The 23,990-nt window shown below is 40.3% G+C and carries 21 protein-coding genes; 6 read left to right on the plus strand and 15 right to left on the minus strand.

Translation table 11 applies throughout. From position 1 onward, the window contains the following. Positions 1-17 precede the first annotated feature (17 nt). The 15 genes from bamB to AC5YDM_RS10650 form a co-directional block, all read right to left on the minus strand. Positions 18-1,166: an outer membrane protein assembly factor BamB gene (gene bamB, locus AC5YDM_RS10580; RefSeq protein ID WP_496152075.1), complete on the minus strand. Its 1,149-nt coding sequence runs from the start codon at positions 1,164-1,166 to the stop codon at positions 18-20. After that, on the minus strand, positions 1,166-1,909 hold the full coding sequence (locus AC5YDM_RS10585; protein WP_496152076.1) for a YfgM family protein: 744 nt from the start codon (positions 1,907-1,909) through the stop codon (positions 1,166-1,168). Before AC5YDM_RS10585 ends, bamB begins: the two co-directional genes overlap by 1 nt. A 25-nt stretch (positions 1,910-1,934) precedes the next feature. After that, entirely contained in the window at positions 1,935-3,230 is a 1,296-nt protein-coding gene (gene hisS / locus AC5YDM_RS10590; RefSeq protein WP_496152077.1) for a histidine--tRNA ligase, read from the minus strand. A 10-nt stretch (positions 3,231-3,240) separates the two neighbouring features. Continuing rightward, complete coding sequence (ispG, locus tag AC5YDM_RS10595) at positions 3,241-4,359, minus strand: flavodoxin-dependent (E)-4-hydroxy-3-methylbut-2-enyl-diphosphate synthase (protein WP_496152078.1); 1,119 nt, start codon at positions 4,357-4,359, stop codon at positions 3,241-3,243. Between the two features lie 21 nt (positions 4,360-4,380). Continuing rightward, on the minus strand, positions 4,381-5,175 hold the full coding sequence (locus AC5YDM_RS10600; RefSeq protein ID WP_496152079.1) for a helix-turn-helix domain-containing protein: 795 nt from the start codon (positions 5,173-5,175) through the stop codon (positions 4,381-4,383). Then, complete coding sequence (pilW, locus tag AC5YDM_RS10605; protein WP_496152104.1) at positions 5,166-5,939, minus strand: type IV pilus biogenesis/stability protein PilW; 774 nt, start codon at positions 5,937-5,939, stop codon at positions 5,166-5,168. The genes AC5YDM_RS10600 and pilW overlap by 10 nt, the downstream gene beginning before the upstream one ends. A 63-nt stretch (positions 5,940-6,002) precedes the next feature. After that, positions 6,003-7,238, minus strand: a complete 1,236-nt coding sequence (gene rlmN, locus AC5YDM_RS10610) for a dual-specificity RNA methyltransferase RlmN (RefSeq protein WP_496152080.1) — start codon at positions 7,236-7,238, stop codon at positions 6,003-6,005. A gap of 122 nt (positions 7,239-7,360) precedes the next feature. Then, complete coding sequence (gene ndk / locus AC5YDM_RS10615) at positions 7,361-7,792, minus strand: nucleoside-diphosphate kinase (RefSeq protein ID WP_496125842.1); 432 nt, start codon at positions 7,790-7,792, stop codon at positions 7,361-7,363. 109 nt (positions 7,793-7,901) lie between these two features. Beyond that, entirely contained in the window at positions 7,902-8,102 is a 201-nt protein-coding gene (iscX, locus tag AC5YDM_RS10620; RefSeq protein ID WP_496125843.1) for a Fe-S cluster assembly protein IscX, read from the minus strand. 112 nt (positions 8,103-8,214) lie between these two features. Further along, positions 8,215-8,766 (minus strand): phosphatase PAP2 family protein, encoded by a 552-nt coding sequence (locus tag AC5YDM_RS10625; RefSeq protein WP_496152081.1) that lies wholly within the window; start codon positions 8,764-8,766, stop codon positions 8,215-8,217. After that, a complete protein-coding gene (locus AC5YDM_RS10630) occupies positions 8,756-10,093 on the minus strand; it encodes a glycosyltransferase family 4 protein (RefSeq protein ID WP_496152082.1) in 1,338 nt (445 codons plus the stop codon). The genes AC5YDM_RS10625 and AC5YDM_RS10630 overlap by 11 nt, the downstream gene beginning before the upstream one ends. Positions 10,094-10,274: 181 nt before the next feature. Next, positions 10,275-11,099 (minus strand): XAC2610-related protein, encoded by an 825-nt coding sequence (locus tag AC5YDM_RS10635; protein WP_496152083.1) that lies wholly within the window; start codon positions 11,097-11,099, stop codon positions 10,275-10,277. Positions 11,100-11,670: 571 nt separating this feature from the next. Then, a complete protein-coding gene (gene ilvC / locus AC5YDM_RS10640) occupies positions 11,671-12,687 on the minus strand; it encodes a ketol-acid reductoisomerase (protein WP_496152084.1) in 1,017 nt (338 codons plus the stop codon). A 135-nt stretch (positions 12,688-12,822) separates the two neighbouring features. Further along, positions 12,823-13,314 carry an acetolactate synthase small subunit gene (gene ilvN / locus AC5YDM_RS10645; protein WP_496152085.1) on the minus strand — a complete coding sequence of 164 codons (492 nt, stop codon included), beginning with the start codon at positions 13,312-13,314 and terminating at the stop codon, positions 12,823-12,825. Further along, entirely contained in the window at positions 13,311-15,038 is a 1,728-nt protein-coding gene (locus tag AC5YDM_RS10650) for an acetolactate synthase 3 large subunit (protein WP_496152086.1), read from the minus strand. The genes ilvN and AC5YDM_RS10650 overlap by 4 nt, the downstream gene beginning before the upstream one ends. Before the next feature lie 561 nt (positions 15,039-15,599). On the opposite strand from AC5YDM_RS10650, the gene AC5YDM_RS10655 reads away from it, so the two are divergent. The 6 genes from AC5YDM_RS10655 to AC5YDM_RS10680 all read left to right on the plus strand — a co-directional run bounded on the left by AC5YDM_RS10655 (position 15,600) and on the right by AC5YDM_RS10680 (position 23,980). Further along, positions 15,600-15,989: a DUF4124 domain-containing protein gene (locus AC5YDM_RS10655; RefSeq protein WP_496152087.1), complete on the plus strand. Its 390-nt coding sequence runs from the start codon at positions 15,600-15,602 to the stop codon at positions 15,987-15,989. Between the two features lie 122 nt (positions 15,990-16,111). Beyond that, positions 16,112-18,733, plus strand: a complete 2,622-nt coding sequence (gene leuS / locus AC5YDM_RS10660; protein ID WP_496152088.1) for a leucine--tRNA ligase — start codon at positions 16,112-16,114, stop codon at positions 18,731-18,733. A gap of 215 nt (positions 18,734-18,948) precedes the next feature. Continuing rightward, positions 18,949-19,509, plus strand: coding sequence for an LPS-assembly lipoprotein LptE (locus AC5YDM_RS10665; RefSeq protein WP_496152089.1), 561 nt, complete (start codon positions 18,949-18,951; stop codon positions 19,507-19,509). A 15-nt stretch (positions 19,510-19,524) separates the two neighbouring features. After that, complete coding sequence (gene holA / locus AC5YDM_RS10670; protein ID WP_496152090.1) at positions 19,525-20,514, plus strand: DNA polymerase III subunit delta; 990 nt, start codon at positions 19,525-19,527, stop codon at positions 20,512-20,514. 134 nt (positions 20,515-20,648) lie between these two features. Further along, positions 20,649-21,998, plus strand: a complete 1,350-nt coding sequence (locus AC5YDM_RS10675) for a MacA family efflux pump subunit (protein ID WP_496152091.1) — start codon at positions 20,649-20,651, stop codon at positions 21,996-21,998. A 2-nt stretch (positions 21,999-22,000) separates the two neighbouring features. Then, positions 22,001-23,980, plus strand: a complete 1,980-nt coding sequence (locus tag AC5YDM_RS10680) for a MacB family efflux pump subunit (RefSeq protein WP_496152092.1) — start codon at positions 22,001-22,003, stop codon at positions 23,978-23,980. Positions 23,981-23,990: the final 10 nt, after the last annotated feature.

Genomic DNA, 23,990 nt, shown 5'->3' on the forward strand with positions numbered 1-23,990 from the left:
CATAAGCAGAAAAAAAATTAACGATTCTGCCAAATGCTTAAAGCACCAGTACGTGTCACTGAATAAAGTTGATTGTCCATGACACGTAAAGTACGCACTTCACCATTGGTTTTTTCACGACCAACCAAATGACCTGTTGTTGGATCAATCAAGTGCAATGCACCCGCCAAATCACCCACCACCAACTGTTGACCGAGAACGACTGGATTACTTAACTGACGATGTAATAACTGATCATTTTCCCAAATCACTTGACCTGTCACCAAGTCATACGACTTCAGCTTACCATCTGATTGCGCAACAAAAACTTGACGTCCAGATACTTCAGGACGCGTTGTACTGCTAGAGTCTTCACTCCATACAACACGCTGTGAAGCTAAATCTGTAACGGTTACTTGACCTTGATAGCTTGTGGTAACCACGAATTGCCCAGCAACTGTTGGCTCACCATCAATATCAATTAGACGCTGAATATCAGAACGTCCATCACTCACAGCAACACGACGTTGCATACGCAATGTGCCTGTGATGCTATCAATCGCATAGATGAATGCATTCGAAGATGCCAATAATACTGTACGACCATCTAAACTCACTGGTGATGCTTGACCACGTAAGCTCAAGTGTTCAGAAGGGAGCTTATAGGTCCATACTTGTTGACCTGTTGCTGTATTTAAACCATAAACAGTGCCGTCATTTGCAACAACAACCACGCGATCTGCTTGAACCAATGCGGTACTAATCAACGCACTTGAAAGGTTTACAGTCCATTTTTCAGCACCAGTTGCTTGATCAAGTGCGTAAAGCTGACCTTTACTATTACCGACAATAACCAAGCCATTGGCAGCTTCAACACCTGAACTTAAACCAATTTTAGAAACTTCTTTTTCCCAAACACGCTGTTTGCCTTTATAAGCACTTACAGAACCTTTTGGATCAAGTAAAAACAATACGCCTTGGTCACTTTTCATGGTTAAGCGTAATGGATCCTCAGCCGAAGTAGACGAAACTTTATATGAGCCTACTTGTGCAAGACTTGCCGACTGTGCAATCTTCGGTAATGGATTCGGTTTAACGTCTTCTACTTTAACTTTATTGCTTGAACAACCTACCATTGCAATTGATAGTACTGTTAAGGCACACGAGATTTTATATTTTATATCCATTAAGACGCATCCGTTTGTGTTACAGCGACAGGACGATTAGTCTGAGACTCATCCACTTCTACTTCAATAATTGGACGATCCACTTCAAGATCATCAACCAACACGCCTACGCTTTCCAATTTAATTTGTAAAATTTGACGTTCTTGTTTGGTTTCTACTAAATTATTCCATGCGCTTTGATACGCTTTCTTCGCATTTTCAATATCATTTTTAGCAATATAAATATCCCCACGCGCTTCTTCAACAGTCGTTTTGAATGCAGGTAATGTCACTGTCGATAAAGTCTTCAAAGCTTCATCATATTTTTTCTGAGCCAATTGAGCATCTGCCAAGCTAATTTTAACAACTTGCTTGAGACCTTCATCTTTCAATTCAGTATTTTCAATTTTTTTCAGTTCACGCTCAGCCTTAGCATAATCTTTTTGATCAAATGCATGCTTTGCCATCACCATTTGTGCTTGAACAGCATGTACAGAATTTGGATTCTCTTTGACTAATTTATCTGCTGAAGCCGCAAGTGCGACAGCAGCTTTAGGATCAGACTCAGCTGCACGTGCTTCATCAACCAAAAGCTGAACTTTTGCCGTTGAAATCTGATCTTCAGCTGAGGTTTTTTTATTCCAATATTGCCATCCGAAGAAAGCAATCAACGCAATGAGCACACCACTGATCATGGCAGAGCCGTATTTTTGGAAAAATGACTTTGCTGTATCAAGCTGTTCTTGGTCAGTCATTGCGTTCATGGATTACCCTTACCCTATCTTGGAATTATTTAGACGAATTTTTTTCAATGATAAACGGAACAATATCAGCAATCGCAACTTCTGTCTGTTCAGCTGTCGCCAGCTCTTTAACTAACAGATGTTGTGCTTCTAATTCACGCTCACCTAAAATCAAAGCAAACAATGCGCCCGATTGATCCGCCTTTTTCATTTGGCTTTTCATCGAACCTTGTGAACCTGTTTTTAAACGAATAGTGCTGTTCGCTACTTCAAGTTGATTACGAATCTGTTCTGCTAATACCAGCGCTTTACCTTGCGTATTTGGATCGGCCAACAAGAATACTTCACAATCGCGCACAGGCGTATTGTCTTCAACTTGTTCGAGTAGCAGCAATAAACGCTCCATACCCATTGCAAAACCAACAGCTGGTACAGATTGCTCAGGCTTGCCTTTCAACTGCCCCACTAAACCATCATAACGACCGCCCGCACATACCGTACCTTGTGAACCCAAATGCGTTGTAGTCCATTCAAATACAGTTTTGTTGTAGTAGTCTAAACCACGTACGAGTTTTTGATTAATAACAAACTCTACGCCAGCATCAGATAGATACTGTTGCAACTTAGCAAAGTGATCCATCGTATCTTGTTGCATGAAATCATGCAATTTTGGTGCATTTTCAAGAATTTGCTGAGTACGCACATCTTTAGAATCTAGAATACGTAATGGATTGGTGGTTAAACGACGTTGAGAATCTTCATCCAAATCATCTTTATGAGCAGTCAAATATTCAACCAAAGCATGACGGTATTCAGCACGCTCATCTGACTCACCTAAAGTATTAAGTTCAAGCTGTACTTTGTCTGCAACACCCATGCGTTTCCACAAACGCGCAGTCATCAAAATCAACTCAGCATCCATATCTGGCGTCGCAACACCAAATGTTTCAACACCGAATTGATGGAATTGACGGTAACGACCTTTTTGTGGCTTTTCATAGCGGAACATTGGGCCAACATACCATACACGTGGTGTCGCACTGCGTAACATGTTGTGTTCAAGCATTGCACGTACACAGCCCGCAGTACCTTCAGGACGCAAAGTCAATGATTCAGGTGGATTACCCTTATCAAAGAAAGTGTACATTTCTTTCTCAACGATATCGGTTGCATCACCAATTGAACGTTTAAACAAATTGGTTTGTTCAACAATCGGCAGACGGATTTGCTGGTAACCATAAGCATCCATAATTGATGCTAAATGCTGCTCAAGACGTCTCCACGCTGGCGTTTGCGTTGGAAGAATATCATTGAAACCTTTGATTGCGACGATTGAACTCATGACTTATAACTTACTCAAAACTTGTACGAATGATCTCTTTAGATTTAGCTTCTTCAAGCTCAATTACACGTTGACGAACCATTGATTCGATTTCATCAACCAACTGATTAGTATCAATTAAGTGGCTTTTCTCACCATTACGATAAACCAGTGAACGTGGTGCTGCACCAACAATACCAATATCTGCTTCTTTGGCTTCACCTGGCCCATTCACTTTACAACCAATAACAGATAAGTCCATTGGTGTACGAATATCTTCTAAACGCTCTTCAAGCTGCTGCATGACTGAAATCACGTTAAACTCTTGACGTGAACAACTCGGGCAAGCAATGAAGTTAATCCCATTAGAACGAAGGCTCAATGATTTTAAAATATCAAAACCAATTTTCACTTCTTCTTCTGGCTCAGCCGCCAATGAAATACGCATGGTGTCACCAATGCCTTCCATCAACAAGCCACCCAAAGCAATTGCAGATTTAACCGAACCTGTTCGGTAAATACCAGCCTCGGTTACACCTAAATGTAGAGGATTATCAATTTGTTCTGATAATAAACGATAAGCATCCATTGTTAAAAACACATTTGATGCTTTTACTGAAATTTTAAATTCTTGGAAATCTAGACGATCCAAAATATCAATATGACGCATTGCAGACTCAAGTAACGCCTGTCCTGTCGGTTCACCATATTTCTTTTGAATATCTTTCTCAAGCGAACCCGCATTAACACCAATTCGCATTGAAATATCATGATGGCGTGCCGCAGCAACTACTTCACGAATTTTTGCTTCCGAACCAATATTACCTGGGTTAATCCGTAGACAATCTGCACCAAAATCAGCAACAGCAAGTGCAATTTTATAATCAAAATGAATATCAGCAACCAAAGGCACAGTTACTTGCTTACGGATTTCACCAAAAGCTGCTGCCGCTTCCATGGTCGGTACAGATACACGCATGATATCCGCACCTGCATCTGCACAACGCTGAATCTGAGCGACTGTTGCAGCCACATCACAGGTTTCAGTATTGGTCATACTTTGAATACTGATCGGCGCATCACCACCGACATACACAGAACCGACACGGATTTTACGGGTTGGACGGCGCTTAATAGGATTTACGATCATGTACGCTCTACTCTTTTTCCATTAACGAGACAAACGGAATTCAGCTTTTCCGTTCACAGTATATGGAGACAATGAAATCGATTCTTTGTTTAAGCTCAATGACACAGCTTCTGCATCATCTAAACGAATTTGGAATGGCGACTCACCATTGAGAGTCAATGCAGTTGCTTGGCGGCCTGTAGCTAAAACTTTACCTGTACTATCTACGATATGTACCGATGTTGGACGCGTAAATTGCAACTCCATTTGATCACCAGAAACAGTCGCCGTCGCATTATTATCCAAGGTTAAAACTTGAAGATCGTTGTTTTGTGTCGGAGAAGATGTTGTAGATTTATTTTTAGCTGTGATTTTTTGAATCCCAACAACTACCAACCAAATGACAGCCAATGCAAGTAAAGTATATAAAATACGTTTTAACCATTTACGATTACGGTCAGACTTAGAACCTGGTAGTTTGCCCATGATTTTAATTGGAGAGTTATTCAAAGCATGATTTGGCAATAAGCCCGTATCATTTTCATAAATCTCATCAAAACGTTGAATAATCGCTGTTGCATCTGCTTTTAAATACTTTGCGTATGAGCGGTAATAGCCTTTGATAAATGTAGCTTCAGGCAAAGCTGTATAATCATCATGCTCCAATGCTTCTAAAGTTTTCATCGGCATTTTCAAATCTTGAGCAACTTGTGAAAGCTCAAGTGATTGTGATACACGGATTTGACGCAAATACTCACCAGGGCGCTGAATATTTCCTAAAACATTAGGTACTACGCTTGAACCAGTAGGTTGCTGTGAATTAGGATTTACTTCCATACGGCCTCAGTACTGTACTGTAATTGCAAATAACGTTGATATTCTTGACTCTCTGGAAATAGTGCACGTAATTGGTTAATAATCACGTTCATTCCCATATTATCACCATTGGCACGCGCAATGCGCAAACCAACCCAAAGTGCACGTGCACCTTGGTTTTTTTGACCTACTGTACGAACGTATTGTTCATACACCTGTCGAGCGCCAGCAAAATTTTGCTGTAAATAAAAAATTTCAGACAATTCAATCATGGAAATCGCAGAGTTACGATTAACTGACAGTGCTTGCTTAAAGGCTTTTTCAGCATTTAAGCTATCACCGATCGCAAGATAAGTCCGACCTAGATTTTCCAATGCGCGAAAACGTTGATCATACCCTAAACTTGCACCCGCAATTGTAAACTGCTGTATTGCATCATTATAGCGTTTGGCTTGAAACAAATAAGTGCCGTAATTATTACGTGCTTGAGCATTATCAGACTCTAAAGAAATCGCACGACTAAAATAACGATCGGCTTTATCTAAGCTAATTTGGCTGCCTTCTTGTTGTAGTAAGACACCCATCATCATATTGGCAGTCGCATCTCTCGAATCCGTTTCAAGCGCTTGATCTAATGCACGCTTTGCCGCATCTAAATCACCACTACGAATATATTCCGCCGCCATTTGAGTACGGACTTGTACTGCTTTTTCAGGGTCTTTTTTCAAAATTGATCCCGTGGTTGTCGTCTGACAACCTTGGATTACCAATGCAGATAAACACATCGCCACAATAACGACCGTTTTTTTATACATAGGTCTATTCAAAACCTGCCCCTTTATAATACTTTAGCCTTGAGAGCGCATAATCACATTACGTTCTTCGACTTTCTTTTTCCATTGTTCAGCACGGCGTGTTCGGTCAGCCACTTGACCGACCAATTGTCCACACGCTGCATCAATATCATCACCACGTGTTTGACGAATCGTACACACAAATCCTGCATCAGACAAAGTTTTTTGGAAAGAAATAATACGATTTCGGCTTGAACGACCATATGGCGCATGCGGGAACGGATTAAATGGTATTAAATTAATTTTACTTGGTAAGTTTTTCAATAACTTAATCATTTGTTGTGCATGCTCAGCATGGTCATTCACACCATCGAGCATTACATATTCAATCGTCACATGTTTACGTGAACTTTCATTGCCATCTTTAGCAATATAACGCTGACAAGCGGCGATCAGTTGTTCAAGTGGATATTTTTTATTGATAGGCACTAACTCATTACGCAACTCATCATTTGGTGCATGTAATGAAATTGCGAGTGCAACATCAATATCTTTGATCATTTGATCAATTTTAGGCACAACACCTGAGGTTGAAAGTGTCACACGGCGTTTAGACATACCGTAAGCAAAGTCATCAAGCATTATACGCATCGAGTTCAATACTGCATCATAGTTGAGTAATGGCTCGCCCATTCCCATCATCACCACGTTCGTCACTGAACGCTCACGATCTGCAACAGGCACATCTTCCATATAAGAGAAGTTTGCCATCCATAACTGACCAATAATTTCAGCTTGGTTTAAATCACGTTGAAAACCTTGTTTACCTGTAGAACAGAATGAACAATCCAATGCACAACCCACTTGTGACGAAATACATAAAGTTTTACGCGCACCCGTTTTATCATCAGCAGGGATCAGCACAGTCTCAACCAGAGACCCCTCACCATCGCCAACACGGAATACCCACTTACGTGTTCCATCTTTTGAATAATTACGATGAACGACTTCTGGCGCTTTAATTTCACACATGCGCTCTAATTTTTCACGGAGTTTACCTGAAATATTAGTCATTTCAGCAAAATCAGTCACAAAGAACTGATGAATCCACTTCATCACCTGTCCCGCACGAAACTTCTTCTCTCCCATGTCTTCAAAGAACTTTTCCATTTGAGGACGAGACATGCCCAGTAAGTTCACCTTCTCAACCGCACTGGTTTGAATCGTACGGGGAGATGATTGCTGTGGTTCATCTAAATTTACGGATGAAGCGACAACTTCTGAATTCATGAGGACTACCTAAATCATGTCGTGGGATGGAAGTAATTGCTCAATAATCGAGCAAAAAAAAGGTTCGGGAATAAAAAAACCAGATAAGCAGTATATCACTTATCTGGTTCGAATACTGCGTATTAACGAGTACGTGGAGCAATCTCAGTTTGAGCGAAGAAGTAGTTAACTTCACGATCAGCTGATGCTACAGAGTCAGAACCGTGAGCAGCATTTTCATCGATGCTTACAGCGAAATCTGCACGGATCGTACCAGGAGCAGCTTCTTTAGGGTTAGTCGCGCCAAGGATATCACGGTGAGCAAGAACAGCGTTTTCGCCTTCAAGAACAGATACAACTACAGGACCAGAAGTCATGAATGCAACTAGGTCACCAAAGAAACCACGTTCTTTGTGCTCAGCGTAGAAGCCTTCAGCCTCAGCTTGAGTCAAATGCTTCATTTTAGTAGCAACGATTTTAAGACCCGCTTTTTCGAAACGAGCAAAGATGTCGCCGATGTTGTTTTTAGCAACTGCGTCTGGTTTAACGATAGATAATGTACGTTCAATAGCCATGATCGGCTCCTTAAGTCTATTTAGACGAGAAAATTTTGCGCATTATACCGAATAAAAGCCATTTTTCTGCTTTTACTGTGTAAAAAAATAGATTTTTTCGATCGGAGACTTAACGTGCCTCGTCAATCCAAGCCATCTGAATTCCTTCCAATAAACCTTCAGTCGATTTATTTGGATCATCAGAGAAATCTGGTAAAGCACATACCCATGCATGTAAGTCAGTAAAACGAATCCATTGTGGGTCAACATCTGGATGTGCTTCAAGAAGTTCAATCGCGATATCGAGGGTGTCCGTCCAACGTAAGCCCATAGGTATTCCTAAATTAAATGCTTTAAAGCTAAATATTAACAAAACTCAATAAACACGCCTATTCATTTTGTTACAACGTTAATCGAACTCACAACTAATTCCATAAAACAATCTAAAGCAAAATATTTAAGTAAGATGCAAAGTGAATAATACTGGTAGCCATGACTGCACCAATGCACGCCCCTACCAATACATCCGTTGGGTAATGTAAACCTAGAACCATCCGTGACAACGCCACCAAGATAGTGAATGGCAACATCACAATCAACAGCAGGGGTTGGATATACCCTAATACAGTAGTGATCATCACCGCATGTAAAGTATGTCCTGACGGAAAACTAAAGTGATCAAGCGGGCGCTCACCCAAGTGAATAACTTGATGAACTTGATACGGTCTCGGTCGAGTGGTTTTATTTTTTAAAGTTTTATAAATCACCGTTCCGATACTACAGCCTAGTATCAGATAGACAATTTGTAAACTATAACCAATCCCTTGTATCCCCCACACGAATGCCAACATTAAATACCAAAACAACCCATCTCCAAGTCGACTAATGACTTTAAAAAAATGAGCAATCTTATGCTGATGTGAAAAATGATTGAGGTATAAACAACCTTTTAAATCTAAATCTAATATTTTTGTTTTGGTATTTTTAATATTCATAATCTCCACTCCTTGCATGTATAGGATTGAGAAGTTGCTTAGGTTGAACTAAGTTTTGATGAACTAAATCTTCATGAATAATGCGATAAAACATTGCTTCTAATTGCTGAACTGGGTGGCTCCAGCCTGCATCTTCAACTTTAGTGAGTGCATTACGCCCCATGGCATGCAGCACTTTATTATTGGGCAAGCTTTGTAACTGCTGGCTGAATAATTGTTTTTGACCAAGTGGAATCAACCAAGCGGCATCTGTATCCAAATACTGTTTAGCGCAAGCATAATCATAAGCCACGACAGGCAAACCACTCGCCATCGCCTCTAAGACTACATTGCCAAATGTTTCAGTTTGACTCGCGAAGCTAAATACATCTGCACTAGCAAATGCTTCTGACAGCAACTGACCACGTAACACCCCTGTAAAAATTACATCATGGTCTTTAGAGTATCGTTCAAGGCGTTCACGATCTGGACCATCCCCCACGATGACCAACTTGGTTTTTTTATCTGAGTTTTGTCTAAGCTGAATATAAGCATCAATCAGCACTTGAATTTCTTTTTCTTGTGATACTCGTCCAACATAGAGCATCACTGTAGTAAATTCACATGCTCCCCATTTACGGCGCAAAACTGAACTGCGGAAACGTGGTGAGAATTTTTCAATATCCACGCCAGTTTTAATCACTTGAACATCACAAGTCACACCAAAATTCTGAATTGCCTCGGCTGTGTCCCGACTAGGTACACACGTTACCCGAGTATTATTATGAAACCACTTTAGGTAATGCTGTATGGGCTTGACTAAAAATGCCAAGTCATAAAAGCGACTAAAATCTTGAAAGGCAGAATGAAAACCACTGGTGACAGGGATATTTTTCGCCTTCGCGGCTTGGAGTACAGCAAGCCCCAATGGACCTTCCGTCACTATATGAACAATATCTGGTGCAAAGACTTCGAAAGATTTGGACACTTTGCGGTATTGCGGCCATCCAAATTGCATTTGCCCATACTTCGGAATCATCTGCCCATTCACTAAGCATTCTTTATTTGGTGAAAATTCTGTACAGGCAACTTTTTGTGTCGGTCTGATCAACAAAATCTTATGCCCTAATTTCTGCAATCCTTTACAGATATGTAAGAGCGACAATGCGACACCATTGACTTCAGGCGACCATGTTTCAGTAACGATGGCTATTTTTAGTCGTGGGCGAACCAAATCTTCAACTAATTTTAATTCAGACTGTGGATTATTTTGACTTTTAAAATGAAAACGGTTGTTATCAAATATTGTTCTCTGTCTAGATAATGCAGTGTCCATGATTCTCATCATCACACCTCTATTATTTCTTTTTTCGTCACTAGACTGTAAAAGATAATAATTTCAATATGATGAAAGTTTAATTAAAGTCTTGTCATATTTTCTAGCTTCAAATCTATACTTTTGAATCTATGGAAGTTTCCATTATTCCATATCATAATTTTTAGTTCATTTTATGCTTTAACAGTACATCCTATTCATCAGATGTGATCTGATTGAGTAGCCCATTTTTGACTTGAAATAGCTGTCCATTTCCAAAATCAATCTGCTGTTTTTCACCATATAAATTTGGAAATCCTACAACTTTCTCCAACTGTGGCGAGCGTTGAAACTGTTGTGTCTTAGGATTATACATCCAATAAATAAAGCGCTTATCTTCAAGCTTTCGATCTTGTGAAAGATCAGACAAAATCACATCATAATAGCCATCAAAGTTGATATCCATATAACCAATACTGTTTGGAAATGCTGAAAATCCTGTCAGTGTTTGAGCAACCTTTTTTGTGGTTTTATCGATAACATCGACACGCGTTAGAAGTTGCTCACGAGCTTGAGTATCCGCTTTTACACCATAGAATTTAAAAGTGAAGAGTGGTTTATTTTCGACTTTAAATACAGGTTCAAACTGAATATTCTGCAAATCTTGATCAACTAGAACTTTTGATTTAAAGACACCTGAGTTTGCATCTAATGTACCCGTCATTTGTTTAATCACTTCAATATTAGCCTGATTACTCAGATCTGCATTGAGTACCAAATCATTTCCCTTTTGTGACCCTTTAAACTGAATTTGCTGATTGTTTTGCAACACAGTTAAAGTTCCACGTGGATTATTCACACCTGCAAATAAACTTAAGAAATATTGGTTATCCGTGGATTGCAACATGCGTTGCATAGAGATACGGACGTTAGATAATTGTGTCAAGGGGTTTAAATTAGGAGTTGCTGATACTGTTTCAGCATTACTCAACATTGGGAAAAAAATAAGTGAAAGGTATAAGAGTGTTTTAGTTTTCATTATGAAGCCACACTTCTATGTAAATTAATCAATCACAATTTACCATAATCATAAGTGTAAAAATTAAGTCCTTATTTTTACAAATAACTTTAAACGTTACACCTCTCTACCTTCACTAACTCATTCACAACCAACCTCTTTTTTACTTATGTTAGTAAATCATAAAAAACTAAATTAAAAAGTAGTTCATCAAATATTTATAATTCACATTAAAGTTTGAGAGTTTTAGAAATTAACTTTCACTTAATCGATGATTTTATTGATTAGAATTCAAAGTATGAGCAGTTCTGAGTGAAGTGTAAGGAAGGTAAAATAGAGCTGTTTTCTCTTAAAGCTCGAAGCAACAAATAAAAAAACACTCAAAATGAGTGGGTCTTCATATTCAAATCAATTGATTCTGGAAATTAGTTTTTCTCTTTATCAACGATTTTGTTTGCTTGAATCCAAGGTACGAAAAACAAATCAAAGTATTACTTTGATTTGTTTTGAGGCACGTAACATGAATACTCACCTTTTTTATATAAAAAAACCCCTGTTAAAAACAAGGGCTTTTTGACTTAGAAATTAGAACTTAGTTCTTTTCTTTGTCTACGATTTTGTTTGCTTGAATCCAAGGCATCATTGCACGTAACTTGTTACCCGTTACTTCGATACCGTGTGCAGCATTTTGACGACGACGAGCAGTCATAGATGGGTAGTTTAACGCACCTTCTTGAATGAACATCTTCGCATATTCACCAGATTGGATACGTTTAAGCGCATTACGCATTGCTTCACGAGACTGTTCGTTAATCACTTCAGTACCAGTTACATATTCGCCGTATTCAGCGTTGTTAGAAACTGAGTAGTTCATGTCAGCGATACCGCCCTCGAACATTAAGTCAACGATCAATTTAAGTTCGTGTAGACATTCGAAGTAAGCCATTTCTGGTGCATAACCAGCTTCAACCAAAGTTTCGAAGCCCATTTTAACCAATTCAACAGCACCACCACAAAGAACTGCTTGCTCACCAAAAAGGTCAGTTTCAGTTTCTTCACGGAAAGAAGTTTCGATGATACCTGTACGACCACCACCTACGCCAGAAGCATAAGAAAGAGCAACGTTACGTGCATTACCAGAAGCATCTTGGTGAATCGCGATAAGATCTGGAACACCAGAACCACGTTGGTATTCAGAACGAACTGTATGACCAGGTGCTTTTGGAGCAACCATGATTACGTCTAAGTCTTTACGTGGAACAACTTGGTTATAAAGAATCGAGAAACCATGAGCAAATGCTAAAGTAGCACCTTGCTTGATGTTTGGCTCAATCTCGTCACGGTAAAGTTGAGATTGGAATTCATCCGGAGTTAAGATCATTACTACGTCAGCTTGCGCTACAGCAACAGCAACTTCAGCAACTTTAAGACCAGAATTTTCAGCTTTTTTCCAAGATGCAGAGTTAGCACGTAAACCTACAGTTACGTCAACGCCTGAATCTTTAAGGTTAAGCGCATGCGCGTGACCTTGTGAACCGTAACCAATGATCGCTACTTTTTTAGATTGGATGATTGATAAGTCTGTGTCTTTATCGTAAAAAATTTGCATTGCTGTCTCCGCTAAAATGCTTTTGTTTTCCCTTTCCCCAACCAAGCCTTGAATGACTTGGTCAGATTTGCCCAATGGACAGGAAGAATTTGTGAATAAAATTTAAATCAATTTTGCCTAATTTCTTTTAGAAAATTAAAGCGTTAAAACTTTTTCGCCACGTGCGATACCTGACACACCTGAACGTACAACTTCAAGAATGGTGTTCTCAGCCAAAGCATCAATAAAACCATCAATTTTTTCAGTCGTACCTGCGATTTGAATCGTATAGGTTGTAGGTGTTACATCTACAATCTGACCACGGAAAATATCCGCTGTACGTTTAATTTCGCCACGCGCAGAACCTAATGCTTTTACTTTAATCAGCATCAGTTCACGCTCAATGTGCGCACCTTCAGATAAATCAACAACCTTTACCACCTCAACCAATTTATTCAATTGCTTGGTAATTTGTTCGATTTGATGATCATCACCATAGGTAGTCAACGTTAAACGTGACATGGTTGGATCTTCAGTTGGCGCTACGTTTAAAGTCTCAATGTTATAATTACGTTGAGAAAATAAACCCACCAAGCGTGAAAGCGCACCAGCCTCGTTTTCTACAAGTACAGAGATAATATGTCTCATGCTGTACGCTCCCCTTTTCCTAACCACATGTCTTGCATAGACTGACCTGCAATCAACATTGGATATACATGTTCTGTACGATCAACCATTACGTTAATGAATACACACTTATCATTAATCGCCATTGCTTCTTCTAACTTAGACTCAAGTTCATCTGCATGGTCAATTTGAATACCGACGTGACCGTATGCTTCCATGAGTTTCGCAAAATCAGGCAATGAATCTACATAAGAGCTTGAATGACGACCTTCGTAGTTCATATCTTGCCATTGTTTAACCATGCCCAAAGCTTGGTTATTTAAGCAAAGAATTTTTACATTTAAGCCATACTGCTTACATGTAGAAAGCTCTTGGATACACATCTGAATCGATGCTTCACCCGTAATACACACGACGTGTTGATCAGGGAATGCAAGTTTGGCTGCCATTGCATATGGCAAGCCAACACCCATGGTGCCTAGACCACCCGAGTTGATCCATTGACGTGGACGTGTGTATTTATAGTAGTTTGCGCCAAACATTTGATGCTGACCTACGTCAGACGTAATGATCGCTTGGCTGTTGGTAATTTTATCCAATGCCTCAACCACTTGTTGTGGTTTCATTACGCCATTAACGCCTGCTTCATAGCGTAAGCCATGAACTTTGCGCCATTCATTAATTTGAGTCCACCAATGTGCAATCACATCTGGATTTGGTTTTGAAACATTTAATTGTTTCAATTGAGCCAACATTTCTTGAAGTACAGGCTCTACCGCACCCACAATTGGAATGTGCGCCATAATGGTTTTTGAAATCGTCGCAGGGTCGATATCAATATGAATCACTTTTGCATTTGGACAGAATTTTGCTGGATTGTTAGTTACACGGTCATCAAAACGCGCACCGATACACAAAATCACGTCAGCATTATGCATCGTCATGTTTGCTTCATAAGTACCGTGCATGCCCAACATACCGATAAACTGCTCATCATTTCCAGGGAAAGCACCTAAACCCATTAAGGTATTGGTCACTGGATAATTTAGAAGATGTGCAAGCTCAGTCAATAATTCAGAAGCATTTCCTTGAACAACACCACCCCCAGTATAAATCACTGGACGTTTAGCATTGATTAACTCGTCAATCGCTTTACGAATTTGCCCTGTATGGCCGCGATGTGGCGGTTGATACGAGCGCATTTTCACTTTTTCAGGATATTCGTATGCGAATTTATCTGTTGGATTAGTCACATCTTTAGGAATATCGACAACAACAGGACCTGGACGACCTGAAGACGCAATATAAAATGCTTTTTTAATAATTTCTGGAATTTCACTTGCATGGCGCACTTGGAAACTATGCTTCACGATTGGACGAGATACACCGACCATATCTGTTTCTTGAAAAGCATCTTCACCAATTAAATGCGATGGTACCTGACCAGACAAAATCACCATTGGGATTGAGTCCATGTAGGCAGTTGCAATTGGAGTCACAGTGTTGGTTGCACCCGGACCTGAAGTCACGAGAACCACACCTGTTTTACCTGTAACGCGCGAGTAAGCATCTGCCATATGACCAGCAGCTTGCTCATGGCGAACTAAGTAATGATTAATTTTGTCTTGCTTGAATAACGCGTCATAAATATGTAAAACCGCGCCGCCTGGATACCCAAAAACATGTTCAACGCCTTCGTCAGCCAAAGCCCGAACAAGCATTTCACCACCAGATAAAAGTTCCAACGTCTTCACCCTAAATATTATATGCACGAGGTTATGGGAGACATAACTCGAGACTCATTCATTCATTTGTATGCACTGTTATAGCACACATATATACTCGTTTTTGCTGTAATAAAAAAATTTTCTGATTCACAACCGTTTGAGTTGTGAGTGCATATTCAACATGTTGGGATAAACATATTTCTGCGATTTCATCTTCTCGGCTTAGAGCAGATGTTATTACAAGCGATCTATTTCATTCGAAGGGTGATCGAACAAAACATATAAAACTAGAGCAGCATTTTTAGTGATTTATAGGATCAAAGTCAAGGTTTGATGTGCGCTTTTTATTGTTTATTTACCAAGCGGGCGAATTTCAAACTATAACTTTTTCTTGTATGATTTATAAATAATAATTCAATCACTTATAAGATTATAAATTTCAAAAAGAAATCTTTTAATCAAATGCATTATGATTAAAATTAATACAAAATATCCAAATTCTAAGGAACAGGATATAATCGTTTAAAAAGTTGAATGCAACGATTCATTTTGAACAAAATTGGGAATCAGGTACACCGTATGAACAATAAAAATTTGATGAAAAAATCTGTTTTACTTGGGGCAACATTGGGTCTGCTGTGTTCAGCACCATCACTCAGCTTTGCAAAAGAATATTATAAATGGGTTGATAGCAAAGGTACGACTCATTACACAACTACGCCTCCACCCAAATTGAGTAAGAGTCGTGGCAAAATTGATACCTACGGTTATCGCACCTCTATTCCAGCGACATCTACCGCTCAACAAAACTCATCGAATACGAGTTCAAATAACAACTCATCAACTGCGAACCCAGCTCAAGCACCGACAACATCAAATACTCCGCAAACTCAAAGCATGGATTCACAACAACGTGATGCTAATGCAGCACTACAAAACGGCGCTATAGAACGTACAGCCCCACGTTAATTCAAAAAGTCTATTTATTGAATTAAATTTTGCAAAGAATGCATCGCTCAAAATTCACTTTTAGGTGCATTTTGCGCTATGCTGTGCAACAAACTTTTTGACCGTAATTCACTAATACGTTTATGACTACTCACATTGATTCCGAATATCAAGCAAGTGCGATTGAGCCTCAAGTCCAACAAGACTGGGAATCTCGCAAAGCCTTTAAAGTTGCCGACACTGTAGAAGGTCCACGTCGTTATATCCTCTCGATGTTCCCTTACCCAAGCGGTAAACTGCATATGGGTCATGTGCGTAACTACACGATTGGTGACGTGATCAGTCGTTTCCATACACTCAAAGGTGAAACCGTTCTTCAACCGATGGGTTGGGATGCATTTGGTTTACCTGCTGAAAATGCTGCGATTGCACACCAAGTTGCACCTGCAAAATGGACTTTTGAAAACATCGATTACATGCGTAATCAACTTAAAAAACTAGGTCTTGCTGTAGATTGGGATCGTGAATTTGCAACATGTACACCAGAATATTATCGCTGGGAACAATGGTTATTTGTTCAGCTTTATAAAAAAGGCTTGATCTACCGTAAACTTTCAACAGTGAACTGGGATCCTGTAGATCAAACTGTACTTGCTAACGAACAAGTAGAAAATGGTCGTGGTTGGCGTTCAGGTGCATTGGTTGAAAAACGTGATATTCCAATGTACTACTTCCGCATCACAGACTATGCGCAAGAATTATTAGACGATTTAGACACATTAAAAGACGGTTGGCCACAACAAGTTCTTACGATGCAACGTAACTGGATTGGTCGCTCACAAGGGATGGAAATTACCTTCCCTTCAGCAAATCCAGACATTTACGCAGATGGTTTAACAGTATTTACCACACGTGCCGATACCTTAATGGGTGTAACGTATGTTGCCGTTGCAGCAGAACATCCAATGGCGCTTAAAGCTGCTGAGAACAATGCAGAACTTGCTGCATTTATCGAAGAATGCCGTATGGGTTCAGTTGCAGAAGCTGACCTTGCGACTGCTGAGAAGAAAGGCATGGCAACAGGTTTGTCAGTTAAGCACCCTGTAACAGGTGAAGAAGTTCCTGTTTGGATCGCAAACTATGTATTGATGTCATACGGTTCAGGTGCGGTGATGGCTGTTCCATCACACGATGAACGTGACTTCGAATTTGCCAACAAATATGGCTTAACTATTAAGCAAGTGATTGATGCAAAAGGCGCTGATGATGCGGATTTTGATGCGACTCAGTGGCAAGAATGGTACGGTTCGAAAGACGGTAAACTGGTGAATTCAGGTGAATTTGATGGTTTAGATTTACAAGGGGCTTATGATGCTTTCCTTGCAAAATTAGAACCAACAGAACTTGCAAACTCTAAAGTTCAATTCCGTTTACGTGACTGGGGTGTTTCTCGTCAGCGTTATTGGGGTTGTCCAATTCCAATGATTAACTGTCCAAGCTGTGGTCAAGTGCCAGTACCTGAAGATCAACTGCCTGTTGTACTTCCAACTGATGTTGTTCCAGATGGTTCAGGTAATCCACTCAATAAAATGCCTGAATTCTACCAAACATCTTGCCCAAGCTGTGGTGGCGATGCACGTCGTGAAACAGATACTTTGGATACTTTTGTAGAATCTTCTTGGTATTACGCGCGTTATGCATCACCTGATTTTACAGATGGCTTGGTAAAACCAGAAGCAGCGCAAACGTGGTTGCCTGTAAACCAATATATCGGTGGTGTTGAACACGCGATTCTACATTTACTTTATGCACGTTTCTTCCATAAATTGATGCGTGATGAAGGTGTGGTACAAGGCGATGAACCATTTACGAACTTGTTAACACAAGGCATGGTTTTAGCTGACACTTTCTACCGTGAAGCTGAGTCTGGCAAAAAAACATGGTTTAACCCTGCGGATATTGAGCTTGAAAAAGACGATAAAGGTCGTGTGCTTTCAGCGAAATACTCAGGTGACGGTCAAGAAGTTGTGGTTGGCGGTCAAGAGAAAATGTCGAAATCGAAAAATAACGGTATCGACCCACAATCTATTATTGATCAGTACGGCGCAGATACTGCACGCGTCTTTATGATGTTTGCTGCCCCGCCAGATCAATCACTTGAATGGTCTGATGCAGGTGTTGAAGGTGCTAACCGTTTCTTAAAACGTGTATGGCGCTTGGCTACAGGCTTCCTTGAAAAAGGTAACAATGCATCAAATATCGATAAAGCTGCGCTTTCAACACCTGCACAAGATTTGCGTCGTAAAACGCATGAAACCATCCAAAAAGTGGGTGATGACATTGAACGTCGTCATGCATTTAACACTGCAATTGCAGCGATGATGGAGCTTCTAAATGCAAACAATAAGTTTGAAGCACAAGATGACAATGACGTTGCTGTAGCACGTGAATCAATCACTATGCTGTTAACTTTACTTGCTCCATTTGCACCACATTTAAGCCAAACATTATTGGCTGAATTTGGCATTGAATTGGAAAAAGTATTGTTCCCTGCTGTAGATGAATCTGCTTTAACACGTAATACGCAAACCATCGTAGTTCAAGTCAATGGTAAGCTTCGTGGCAAATTAGAAGTTTCTGTAGATGCTTCTAAAGATGATATTTTGGCACAAGCTAAAGCTTTACCTGAGGTTCAACAGTTCTTAACAGGTCCAACTAAAAAAGAAATTGTTGTGCCAAATAAGTTAGTGAACTTGGTGGTTTAATTCTTTATAGCCCCTTCTCCCTCTGGGATGAGGAATATATCCCTCATCTCCTAAAAGGAGCGGGAATGCTTGAAGATAGATCCCTCCAAACCTCCCTTTACTAAAGGAAGGCTTAAAAAACACAAAGCCCGTTGCCAGCCAACGGGCTTTGCACCTACAATCAGAACATATTATTGATCTTCCTTATCTTGAGGAAATGACACAGAGGATTACGCATGCATTTGGTCAAACGTTTAGCAGCTGTTGTTTTAACTTTGGGCTTAGGTGCAGGCTTAGTGGGCTGTGGTTTCCATTTAAAAGGAACCAATCCAATGGCAACACCATTGGTCTATACCAAATTACAATTGGTTCTTCCTGAAAATACGCAAGATTTAGAAAAGAAACTGAGCGCATATTTATCTGCAACTGGTGTTCAGCTTAGCAATGCCAATGATGCTTATATTCTACGTGTACTCGACTACCAACCTGTTCGTCACGAATTAAAAGGTAGTTTGATTGAAGTTCTGTTGCGTTTAAGCGTGACCTTCCAAATTGAAGATCGTCAAGGTAATCCGATTACAGAACCACGTACTTTAACTGCATCTCGCAGCTATCAATACAACGTGGCAACCGTGAATACGGATGACCAACAATATCGTTATTTAAGCCAAATTTTAATTGATGATGTTGCTCAACAAATGTCGCGTCAAATTTCAGCAAACCGTTTACCAAAAGCTCAAGTCAATGTCCAATTACCCATTCAGCAAGATGTTCAGCCGACTCAACCGCAAAATTAATGAATCAGTAAAACCATGAAGATAGACTATCTCCAAGCGCTAAAACGCGTTGATGAAGCACGCGGCGCTTGGATTCTGCATGGACAAGAACCCCTGCTTGAACAAAACTTAATAGATGCATTTCGCCAAAGTTGGACGAAACTGGATATCGAACGCCAGCGCTATGAGATTAGTTCAGTCAGTGATTGGAAAAATGTATTTAATGCATTAAATAGTCTGTCTTTATTTTCTCAAAATTTAGCTGTAGAAGTGCACGGTAATATCAAACCCGATGCCAACACCCTCAAATTACTGAAAAATTATATTCAACATAATGAACACAATCTGCTTGTGATCATTATGCCTAAGCAAGACAGTGCCAGTCTAAAATCTGCCTTTTTTCAAACAGTAGAAGCCAATGGTGTTGTTGTCGCATTAACCGCGAACTATCCGCAAGAGCGCCAAAAAGTCTTAAGCTTTGAGGCAGATAAGCTGGGTATACAACTGGATCGTGATGCATGGGTTTGGCTTGAACAGCATCATGAACACAATTTGCTTGCTGCAAAAAATAGTTTGATGCGTGTTGCTGACACATTTCCCAATGAAGCACAAATTCAAGTCAATCATTTACTCGAATGCTTACAGGATCAGTCACGCTACAGTACCTTTGACCTAAGCGATTCGATGATTGCAGGTAATTTGGCACAGTCGATTAAAACATTTCAATATCTGATCGAATCTGGAGAAGCACCGAGTTTAATTCTTTGGACGATTAGCAAAGAAATGCGTTTACTGATGCAATTGTATGAACAACCTCAAAATGCGTTACAACTGGGCATTTGGAAGACCAAAGTCAGCCAATACCAACAAGCCTTACGTCGTTTAAACCCTCAACAATTTTTAACTTGGCCCCTACTTTTACTTCGTATCGACTCTGCGATTAAAGGAAAGAGCCAAGAAAAGCCTGAACATTTGATTCAGCAATGTATCGCTGAAGTCTGTGGACGAACTTTATTCAACCATTAATTAAAAAAAATCCCTCCTATTTCAATAAAACCATTGTTAGTAATAATTATCATTTTCAATAATTTAAAATATTCACGCTTTCTCCTCATTTCACCTTTATAATTTCCATAATTTTCAAACTCTATTTGACTACCATGCCAAAAATAAAATTAAGCAAACTGATCATCATTGCTGTCATTGCGATTGCAATTGCGGCCACTGCTTGGTATTTCTTCAAGCCTGAGCCTGAACAGAATCAATTCATTACCGCAGATGTATCGCGTGGTGATATTGAGAATTCAGTTCTTGCCACAGGTGTTCTTGAAGCGACCAAGATGGTCAGCGTCGGTTCGCAAGTTTCTGGTCAAGTCAAAAAAATGTATGTGGTCTTAGGCGATCAAGTTAAACAAGGTCAACTGATTGCCCAAATTGATTCAATTCGTCAAGAAAATGAACTCAAAACAGCTGAAGCCAATATTAAAAATCAACAAGCGCAGTTAGCAACTCGTCAAGCCAATTTAGCCAAAGTAGAAGCTGAATATAACCGTCAAAAAGCCATGTATGCTCAAGATGCAACATCGCGCGCAGAACTTGAATCTGCACTGGCTAGCTTCAAAACAGCACAAGCCGATATTACAGCGGTGAATGCGCAAATCGAACAATCACGTTTAACACTATCGACTGCCAAAGAAGATTTGGGCTATACCCGTATTGTTGCACCTATGGATGGCACAATTGTTGCGATCGTGACTGAAGAAGGTCAAACAGTGAATGCGAACCAAAGTGCGCCTACGATTGTAAAATTAGCAAAACTTGACACCATGACAGTGAAATCTGAAATTTCTGAAGCCGATGTAATGAAGGTTGAAGAAGGTCAAACGGTTTACTTCACGACTCTTGGTAACAGCGAGAAAAAGCATTACGCAACACTTCGTCAAGTTGAACCTGCGCCAAACTCTATCAATACTGAATCGAATTCAAATACTTCATCTACAAGCTCTGCGGTTTACTACAACGCTTTGTTTGATGTACCGAATGAAGATGGTAAGTTACGCATCGATATGACGGCACAAGTTTTTATTATTTTAGATGAAGCAAAAAATGTGCTGACTATTCCAGCCTCTGCAGTTCAAACATCAAATCGTCCACAGCGTCAACGTGGTCAAAATCCGAACCGTGAAGCAGGTGCTGAACAGCCACGTGGGGAACGTAGCCGTGAAGAAAATACCAATAATCCAAACCGCCCTGCTCGTTTAGAATTGACTACGGAAGAGCGTCAATTGGTTGAACAAGGCAAAGCCTCTATTGGCATGGTACGTGTGTTACAAGCAGATGGTTCTGCTAAGCCTCAATCCGTACTGATCGGTTTAAATAACCGTGTAACCGCTCAAGTGATGCGTGGTTTGAAACAAGGTGACAAAGTCGTAATTGCGGATGGTGCTGATTCATCAAATGACGCTGCGAAACGTGGTGCCCGTGGTGGTGCTGGTCCAATGAGAATGTAATCATGGATCAAATCAAACAACCCTTACTCGAAGTAAAAAATCTTACTCGTGAGTTTCCCGCAGGTGAAACCACGGTACAGATTTTAAAAGGGGTAAATCTTGAAATTTATCCCGGTGAACTGGTGGCGATTGTTGGTCAATCAGGTTCAGGTAAATCGACGCTGATGAATATTTTGGGCTGTCTCGATCAGCCCACAGCAGGCAGTTATAAAGTTAAAGGGCGTGAAACCCGTGAATTAGAAGCCGATGAACTGGCTGAATTACGTCGTGAATATTTTGGTTTTATTTTCCAGCGTTATCATTTGTTGGGCGATCTAAATGCCTCAGGTAATGTTGAAGTGCCTGCCATTTATGCAGGTGCGGATTCTTCTGAGCGTCATCAACGTTCAGTGCAATTACTTACAGATTTAGGGCTAAGCGATAAAACCCAAAACAGACCAAGTCAGCTTTCTGGTGGTCAGCAACAACGTGTCTCGATCGCTCGTGCCTTGATGAATGGTGGCGATGTGATCTTAGCCGATGAACCCACAGGTGCATTGGATAAAAACAGTGGTATTGAAGTGATGCGTATTTTACGTGAGCTGAATGCCAAAGGTCATACCATCATTCTGGTTACGCATGATCATAATGTTGCTAAAAATGCGACCCGTATCATCGAAATCTCTGACGGTAATATCATTTCCGATGAGCCAAATATTCCTGTTAATGATGATGAGCCCCTAGAAAAACAGACTTTAGTTCGTCCTGAACAGAAGAAAATTTCATCTTGGCGCTCAGCAATGGATCGTCTCGGTGAAGCATTCCGCATGGCCATCTTAGCCATGAATGCACACCGTATGCGTACTTTCTTGACTATGCTCGGGATCATTATTGGTATTGCGTCTGTGGTCTCCGTGGTGGCACTGGGTAATGGCTCACAAAAGCAGATTCTGGAAAATATTTCGAGTCTTGGTACCAATACCATTACCGTTTATCAAGGTCGTGGATTTGGTGACAACTCTCGATCCTCACAAACCAAGACCTTGATTCCTGCCGATGCAGATGCCTTAGCAGAACAACCTTATGTCGATGGGGTCAGCCCATCTGTCAATAGTAGTGTTACAGGTCGCTTTAAAGATATTGAAGCCTCAACAACTGTAAATGGTGTAAGTGAAGATTTCTTCTATGTTCGAGGTCTTAACTTTCAATCTGGGCAGCCTTTTGACAAACAAAGTATCAATGAACAAGCGCAAGACGTGGTCATTGATGACAATACTAAAAAGACTTTCTTTACCGATGGTACAGATCCTGTTGGTCAAGTGATCTTACTCGGAAGTGTACCAAGTCGCATCATCGGGGTGATCGAACCACAAAAAAGCATGATGGGTAACTCGGACAGTCTGAATGTTTATCTACCTTATTCAACCGTTATGAGCCGTATGTTGGGTCAGTCCAATGTTCGTAGCATTATCGTGCGAATTAAAGATGAATACCCAAGTGCTGCAGCTGAGAATGCCATTCTCAACTTATTGGTTCAACGTCATGGCGCTCAAGATGTCTTTACGCAAAATGCGGACAGTATTCGTGAAACCATTCAACAAACCACTGCAACCATGACGCTACTGATTTCCGCGATTGCTGTGATCTCACTGATTGTCGGTGGTATTGGCGTCATGAATATTATGCTTGTTTCTGTAACTGAACGTACGCAAGAAATCGGGGTTCGCATGGCTGTGGGTGCGCGTCAAAGTGACATCTTGCAACAATTCCTGATTGAAGCCGTTCTCGTCTGTATTTTGGGCGGTATTTTGGGTGTTTTACTTTCACTTGGTATTGGTCAATTGATTACCCACTTTGCAGGTGGAACATTCCAAATGGCTTATTCAACAACATCGATTATTGCTGCGTTTGTATGTTCAAGTCTGATTGGGATCGTGTTCGGATTTATTCCAGCGCGTAATGCTGCACGCCTCAATCCTGTTGATGCACTTTCTAGAGAATAAGGAATTTATA

Source organism: Acinetobacter sp. CY81 (assembly GCF_059515925.1).